This is a genomic window from Gelidibacter sp. (assembly GCF_039916245.1).
GTDB lineage: Bacteria > Bacteroidota > Bacteroidia > Flavobacteriales > Flavobacteriaceae > Gelidibacter.
In genome coordinates this window covers 1-7,470 of record NZ_JBDSLS010000104.1, presented here as the reverse complement: position 1 = coordinate 7,470, position 7,470 = coordinate 1, and the positions used below count along the sequence as shown (strand labels likewise).

At 34.3% G+C, this 7,470-nt stretch carries 8 protein-coding genes; 2 read left to right on the top strand and 6 right to left on the bottom strand.

Annotated elements, in window-relative coordinates:
* From ABIQ28_RS05190 to ABIQ28_RS05165, 6 genes are all read right to left on the bottom strand, one after another.
* On the bottom strand, positions 1 to 503 hold a 503-nt coding region (locus ABIQ28_RS05190), incomplete at its 3' end, for a hypothetical protein (RefSeq protein WP_348035811.1).
* 615 nt (positions 504 to 1,118) lie between these two features.
* Positions 1,119 to 2,168, bottom strand: a complete 1,050-nt coding sequence (locus ABIQ28_RS05185) for a hemolysin family protein (RefSeq protein WP_348035809.1) — start codon at positions 2,166 to 2,168, stop codon at positions 1,119 to 1,121.
* Between the two features lie 258 nt (positions 2,169 to 2,426).
* Complete coding sequence (locus tag ABIQ28_RS05180; protein ID WP_348035807.1) at positions 2,427 to 3,641, bottom strand: intradiol ring-cleavage dioxygenase; 1,215 nt, start codon at positions 3,639 to 3,641, stop codon at positions 2,427 to 2,429.
* 240 nt (positions 3,642 to 3,881) lie between these two features.
* Positions 3,882 to 4,172, bottom strand: coding sequence for a hypothetical protein (locus ABIQ28_RS05175; protein ID WP_348035806.1), 291 nt, complete (start codon positions 4,170 to 4,172; stop codon positions 3,882 to 3,884).
* Positions 4,173 to 4,189: 17 nt separating this feature from the next.
* A complete protein-coding gene (locus ABIQ28_RS05170; RefSeq protein WP_348035805.1) occupies positions 4,190 to 4,477 on the bottom strand; it encodes a hypothetical protein in 288 nt (95 codons plus the stop codon).
* Positions 4,478 to 4,673: 196 nt separating this feature from the next.
* The gene (locus ABIQ28_RS05165) at positions 4,674 to 5,627 is read right to left on the bottom strand and encodes a Fic family protein (protein ID WP_348035804.1); all 954 of its coding nucleotides are present in this window, start codon (positions 5,625 to 5,627) and stop codon (positions 4,674 to 4,676) included.
* Positions 5,628 to 6,461: 834 nt separating this feature from the next.
* Between ABIQ28_RS05165 and ABIQ28_RS05160 the strand changes: the two genes are divergently transcribed.
* Positions 6,462 to 7,010: a Fic family protein gene (locus ABIQ28_RS05160; RefSeq protein WP_348035812.1), complete on the top strand. Its 549-nt coding sequence runs from the start codon at positions 6,462 to 6,464 to the stop codon at positions 7,008 to 7,010.
* 16 nt (positions 7,011 to 7,026) lie between these two features.
* The coding region (locus ABIQ28_RS05155) for a hypothetical protein (protein WP_348035802.1) at positions 7,027 to 7,470 on the top strand (444 nt) is incomplete at its 3' end.

The window sequence follows — 7,470 nt, the reverse complement described above, 5'->3', positions numbered from 1 at the left end:
ATGCGATAATGAGTGGTCCCTGCGGGAGCAGCAATTCGGACCATCGGACTATAAGCCTCCAAGTCAATGGTCGCCTCACCAGTCACACGGTCAAATAACGCATCAAAAGCGGCATAAAGAGTGGTTCCCAAGGGTGAGGCACCATTAAAATTAAAACCCTTTAAAAGGTGCATAGTGCCATTTTCAATGGTGCGCAGACCGCGCTCATTGGTAGCATCAGTCTTGATGATACTCAAAAGTACTTTGGTCAGTCTCCCCACCACCAGCCGATCCTTGGCGTGTTGCATCATGCTTCGGAGGGCATTGCGAATAAGCTTACCGCCCTTACCAGCGGTTCCAAATTCCGCCCCATTCTCCCTAGTTCTTTGAAAAGCAGGGTCGTTAAGAATCCTCTGGCGACTTATGCCACCTTTTGCCCTGGCCATATGACCATCGGCAGTTCTGTAAAAGGAAATGTCATCGATAGTTCCTTTTAATTTGATAATTCCAGCTTGTTTTGCCATAATAAAATAGTTTTAAAGTGAATGGCAAATATGGGACAGACAAAAAGCCTTTGTTCACAACATGTGAACACCTTGGGGAAGATTAATTTTCTAAAAGATATAAATGTCGTTAAGATTGTCAGTATTTAATTGTACAAATCAGCTTAAAAAGAAATGCGAAAAGTAGGTTGTCGATAAGTTTAGTGTCATCCACGAAAACAGACTCCAAATTTCTCAATTGCTTTCCCAATCCAAATTACGCATATGCGCTGTGGAGGTTTCCAAAAACACGAATTGATAAAATAGAGAAGTCAGCAGAAGTCATAGTACCTATGGGAAACGAGTTACAGAAAACTGCATAGGTCTCACAAGCGGGGAAGGACTGAACGTAATTCTCTTCAAAATTCGCATTGGAGCACTAATGGTAGCCTAAGCTTAAAGTAGAAGATAGTGTTAAGGGTGAGAAGAGCTTTGGTGTGATGATTTACGAACCGCCGTATACGCAACTGAAATTGAATGATTAATTATCATTTAATTGAAAGTTGAGAGCGTAGCTCACGTACGTACGGTGGTGTGATAGGCGCACTCCGTTCCTATTTAGGGGCGGAGCCGCCTACTCGACTAGTGGCTGTGCTATTATTCATTTTTTAAAAGTTCATATTTCTTTTGCTTTTCTTGCCACCTTTTCAAAGCAAATTGTTGCATATCATCTACTTGGTCTTTTTCATCTATAATTTCGAAACCAAGTAGAGTTTCTATAATATCTTCAAGAGTTGTAATCCCATCCATACCACCATATTCATCAATAACCAATGAAATTTGTTCCTTTTTCAGAAGTAACTCTTCCCACGCGTCAAATAAGGTTATGTTTTTTGAAAACACTACAATTTCACGTTTAATGTTTTTTAGCTTTAAATCAAACTGGTCTTCTGCTAATTTTTCAAATACTAATTCTCTGAAAACATATCCCGTAACATTGTCTCTATTATCTTGGTATATTGGAATCCTTGAAAAATGCAGGAATTCTTTATTTTTTAAGAATTCTTGCAATGTCATGTTTTCATTTGCCGTGACAACCACAATTCGGGGTGTCATCACAGTTTTAATTCTTAAACTTTTTAGCTTTATTAAGTTTTGAATGATTTTGTTTTCTCTATCAGCAAAAACACCTTCTTGTGTACCTATACTTGCCAATGCCGAAATCTCATCTCTACTGGTTGTTAGTTGAGCTTTTTCTCTAGATAGCATTTTTGTAAGTATAGAAGATAGCCACACCAATGGATATATTATATAAATCATCCCTTTGATGATTTTTGAGGAGATGCCTATTAAATCCCTATTATAGTTCGCTCCAAGGGTTTTAGGTATGATTTCGGTCAAGACTAATATTAAAATGGTTAAAATCGCTGAAACCAAACCAAAATAAGCTTCACCAAATACTACGGTTGCCTGTGCGCCTACTCCAGCCGCTCCAACCGTATGCGCCACTGTGTTTAAAGATAAGATAGCGGATAACGGTTTATCTATATCTTCTTTGAGCGAAATCATTGCATCTGCATTTTTGTCGCCCAATTCAGATTTTGATTTCAAAAATGAAATTGGTATTGATAGTAAAACGGCTTCCATTATTGAACACAAAAAAGAAACGAAAAGAGCAATAAAAAGATATATTAGTAATAGTGTCATCGTATGTTTTACTTTATTATTTATTTTTAAAGCGTTTTTTAGGGCATTGCCACTAACGGTCTTGTATGTGAAACTTAGTGTGTAAATAGGCGCTGACCTTTCGGATTATGCATAAGTCGAATTTTTTAATTTTCTTTTTATCTTATTTTCTCAAAAAACCAAATTAAAAAATTTGGCGGACTTCGCAAATACACACAAACCTCTCGGAAAGCCCATAATAGCTATGTTTTATATACGTTGTTATGTGCTGCCCATATCTCAATCGTGTTTTGGTTCAGGCAGATTAAAATATTCGTTTTTTGTTTTGTCCAAAGTTTGTGAAATCAGATTGAAATTTTCTTTTGTCGGTTTTAAGTCCACGAATTTGTCAATTATCGCTCTGTTTCTATAAATTACAAATGTATTTTCTACTTCGGGATTTATTTTGTTAAGGTTTACTTCGCTTTCCTTGTCGGAAAATGACGGAACAAAGGTTAAAGCTGTGTTTTTTATATTGAGTTCATTTCCCAAATTTTCTAACTCCTTTTGTCTTTTTTCCTTGTTGTAATTTTTCTCGTTGCCATAGACAAAATAGACTTTTAAATACTTACTGCGACTTGCGCTTTCAAGTTCTAAAAATGATAACCAATCTTTTATATTGTCCCAATTTGGATTGTTGCCAACAAAGTAAACTATTCCGTGAAATCTCCCATATTTACAAACAGGACAAGTTTTAGTTCCTTTATCTGGTCCAAATGCGTGGAATGGTGTAAACGAAGGATTGTCTTCGCCAATTTCAAGTCCCGAATTCAGTTTTGCCTGATTTTTTTCGGGATAGTTTGGAATATTAAGTCCTAAAATGATATTGTGTTCAGCTACTTGCATATCCTTATCAATCAACACTCTTAAAACACCACTTCCGCCTCGGTTTTCAAGAGCTTTTCTTTTTTTACTTGTCAATAAGATATCGTCATCAAAAACAAATTCGTCAATGTAATATTCGTCATCAACATTCGGTTCTTTTACAGAAGTGTGAATGTGTGCTGGCATATCATCGTTTGGATAAGGTGCTGGACGAATTGTATAAATTGAATATTTTCCATTTTCGTCCGATTTTACCCAACCTCTAATATGTCCGTGTCTTTTTGCTTGTTCATCCATTCCGTCTTTTGAGGAATAATATCCGTTATTGTCAGTTTGCCAATAATAAATCACAACGTTTGGTGCAGGAATTTTGCCGCCAAGTTTATAAACTGTTCCTGTTATCAAAAGTTTTTGACCTTTTTCTGTCCAGCCTGCACTTGTGTCGATTGACTTAATGTTTTTCGGCATTCCAACATACATCAATTCGCAACCGTCACATCCTCCACCAACAAGTTTTTTCTTGTCGGTTTTGACTTCCGTTTGTTTTCTATCAGTTTTGATTTGTCCGTTACAATTCGTTAACGTGCTTACCAAAGCAATCAAAATGATGATTTTTATTGTTTTTTTCATTGGTGTTACGATTTTTTTGGGTTGCACATAACGCTTGTTGTAAGTGTAGTTGCGTGGGTTAAACACTTAAAATAACAAAAATTGACCTTAGATTCTTGCCTGCTTTTTTTTTTTTGGCATTAATTTAAGTAAATGAAAACTGTCTTTTCGCTTTTGTTCATCTTTCACTTCATTAATAGAATCCTCCACGCCGGAAGCGTTTTCTGTCGTTTTACTTTTGATAATTTCCCCATATCGGTTTTAAGATAGTTCTTTTCGTTTTCTACGCCACTCCAAAAAAGTGTTACTCAAAATAACAATTATGATTGATGCAATTAGATTTGAAAACACCACTGCCCATGGAGTTTCATAAACAGGTATTCCAAGATTTAAATAGTAGGATAGTCCAGAAGCAATTGCTGTTGGTGTTCCCAATAAGGCAGTAGCTGCTCTGATTGGTTTTGGAAATGTTTCATGGACATAAAAAAAAGCAGTCAACATACCTGTCAACAGTAAAATAATTGTCAGTTTTATGCTTAGTCCTTTTTTCAAGTTCAGTTTATTGGTTTTTATTTTAGGGTATATTTTTGTGGGGCTGTATCCTTCACCCTTTGAATAATTTTATTTGCTTCAAGGTCAAGTTTCACCCATTCCATGTGCCACGGTATGGAACCTTCAAACTGAATCTTATTCTTTTTGAAATCTTGGGTAATTACATCCAATAGTTCTACATGGGTTAATTCACCATTTTTCTTTAGTTGATTTAATAATGCATTTTTCAAAGCATCATATTTGGATTTGTTCATTGTGACTGCTTTTTTGCCTTCAGGATGTATGAGTTGAATTCTTTGTTCCATATATGACTGTTTATTATTGGACATCTGTTTGATGTTACAGCGGTGTCTACTTTCAATGAGTACAACGTTTATGATATGAGCTGTGGCGTGTTTTAGCACGAACCTTCTCAAATATAAACTATCTTTGGGAAATCCATAGCTTTTCCAAATAGGAACAGACCAAGCCATAGCCTAGAGGATACGGTGTTGTGCCCAGTTATTTTAGGCGATATATCGTTTTATTCTTTTCTCCAATTTTTTCAAATAAATCTAATTCCACGCCTTTCTTTAAATCTCGGCTTGCCGTAGCTGAAGATATATATTTAAAAATTGTCATGTAGTCTTTTCTGTTAAATTCTGTTGTATTCAATGAAACGAAATATTCTAATCTATCTTCCTCATTTAAGGTTCTGTTATTGAAATTTAATAGCTCACTGAGAGACGAGTCAATAACGCTAAGCATATATTCAATAAATTTTGTTGACTGTCCAGATTTATCACTTTCAGATAGTGCTCTATAATATTTCTCTTGATCATTGCTAATTAGTGTTTCAAAAGGTAGAAATTCAAAAACGGGATATTTCTCCATTAATATTAGGGTTTGCCATAGCCTTCCCATTCTTCCATTTCCATCTAAAAAGGGGTGAATAAATTCCATTTCGTAATGAAAAACGCAACTTTTAATTAGTTCTATTTCATCTTCATTTTTTAGATATTCAAATAGGTCCTTCATTAAAAATGGAACATTGTCAGAAGGTGGCGCCATATGTTCTACTTTTGAACCCTTTACAATTCCAACTCCTTGTTTCCTGTATTTTCCAGGGTTTTCAATTAATCCCTCCATTAAATGTAAATGAGCTTTAAGAAATGAGGTTTCGTTTTTTGGATTATACTTTTCTAGGTTCTCATAAATTTCTATGGCGTTTAACACTTCAACAACGTCTTTTTTTGGACCGATAACTCTTTTGTGCTCCAAAAGTGCTATAATCTGTTCTTCGGTTAAACTGTTTCCCTCGATTTTTAAAGAGGAATGAATTGTTTTAATACGATTTTGTTTTCTTAATTTTGGGGAAGGTCTATTTAAAAAGTTGGCATTAACCTCTCCGATTTTTTCGGAAATGGAAGTGATTAACTTTAATATTTCTGGTGTTATTATGTATGGTGGTTTCATTCTTGATACTATCATCTGATACTATCAAAGGTACGATCAAATACTTAATTTTTGGATTATAACGAAATTTTTTATGTTCATTAAGGCACATAGTTTATGTTGCACAACGTTTGGTGTAAGAAAAGGTGCGTAGGTTAAACACCTAAAATACTAAAATTGTCCGAGCCTGTGGGAATTCCGATGGAATTTCCAAGTAGGCGAGAACCAAGCAATTATTTTTACACGGTGTGTGTGCCCAGTATGGGCATCTTTACCTTACTGCAAAGTAAAATATTAATTTAGAGGGTGCAAGTCCCTTATGCGCTGGAGTAACCATAATTTTATCATTTTTTCTTTCATTAATAATCATTTATGTCCGATTAAAACTTGCAGTATTTCGCGTAACCATTTGTATATAGCGATTTTTAAAGTTTTCTTCAACGATGGGCTTCATTTATTTTTTATTAGAAACGCTTATAAAAAATGAGAATTTAGTCTGAGTCGTAAATTATATGCCCAATGCTTTACGACACGGGTCTATATTCTAGGTTCTATCAACGCAGTGGCGGTTACTGAACTTGTCGAAGTGTCTTGATTCTTTTCCTGGACAATAGTGTAGGTTTCTGCATATAATTTATTGTATTTGTTTTTCATTATGTTTAATGCATATAATGAAAGAGCTGTCAGAATTTGTAAAAGAGCGCACTAAATTACTGACATTGAAAAAAAACATTGACTATCATTTTTTGATAAATATCTACATCAAGCTACTTTGACGCTAATTCATATACATCAAACGTGTTTGTCTATCAAATAATCAAAAATATGATTATCAAGCAATCTTGATGTTAATCCATAGTAAAAGCGGCTTTAATGCATCTTGAATTTGAAGCGCTTCACCCTTTTCAAGATGGCAATGGAAGAATTGGACGTATGTTAATTACATTACTGTTGTGGTCATCAGGGACGATATCAGAACCTCACTTCTACGTAAGTGGATATTTAGAAGAGCATAAAGACGAGTATATTGATACTATGCGAAACGTATCAGAAAACAATGACTGGGAAGCATGGTGTATTTTCTTTTTTAATGCAATTGAAAAACAAGCAATTAGAAATTTAGAAATTGCAGAAAGCATAAAAAACTTATACGAAGAAATGAAGCATGTTTTTTCGGATACTTTATCATCAAAATGGAGTGTGAATGCCTTAGACTTTATTTTCACTAACCCCATTTTTAGAAATAATAGATTTACTTCTAAAAGTGGAATACCGACACCAACTGCTGCTAGATTCACTAGAATGCTGTTAGATAAAGGTTTATTGAGTACGATAGAGGAATCTTCTGGGCGAAGACCAGCGCTCTATGCATTTGAACCATTATTGAAATTAGTTAGAGTCTAAAAAAAACTTACGAATCATGAATATTAAGAATCAAATAATTAAAATAATAGACAGTCAAGAATTTAAAGATGAGCTCACTAAAATAAATCAAAACTATTTTAATTTAAAGCAAGAGTCCTTCATTAGAAATAGGATTTTGGAACAATTAAATTATGTTTTCAATAATAAGAACTTAAACTATAGAGCTCTTGCAGAATACCCACGAGAAAATAGAACCAAAACAGACTTGTCAATTATTAATGTTAATGACGGTCTTGCTGCTTACAAAATTGAATTCAAATATTCATTCTCAAAGGATTTTAAAAAAGATAGGGATTATGTGAATTTTATTAATAGAGATTATGACGATAGAAATAGTAATATGTTTATTCTAATTGTTGCACACCTTGATATTGATGAAAAAAAAGAATATGATAAAAAGTGGGGTGTGAAAAACGGATTGGCAAAATACGTTTCAAAA

Excerpts from the sequence above, each read along its gene's own strand:
- ABIQ28_RS05185 (WP_348035809.1), bottom strand. The coding sequence starts at position 2,168 with ATGACACTATTACTAATATATCTTTTTATTGCTCTTTTCGTTTCTTTT.
- ABIQ28_RS05170 (WP_348035805.1), bottom strand. The coding sequence starts at position 4,477 with ATGGAACAAAGAATTCAACTCATACATCCTGAAGGCAAAAAAGCAGTC.
- ABIQ28_RS05165 (WP_348035804.1), bottom strand. The coding sequence starts at position 5,627 with ATGAAACCACCATACATAATAACACCAGAAATATTAAAGTTAATCACT.
- ABIQ28_RS05180 (WP_348035807.1), bottom strand. The coding sequence starts at position 3,641 with ATGAAAAAAACAATAAAAATCATCATTTTGATTGCTTTGGTAAGCACG.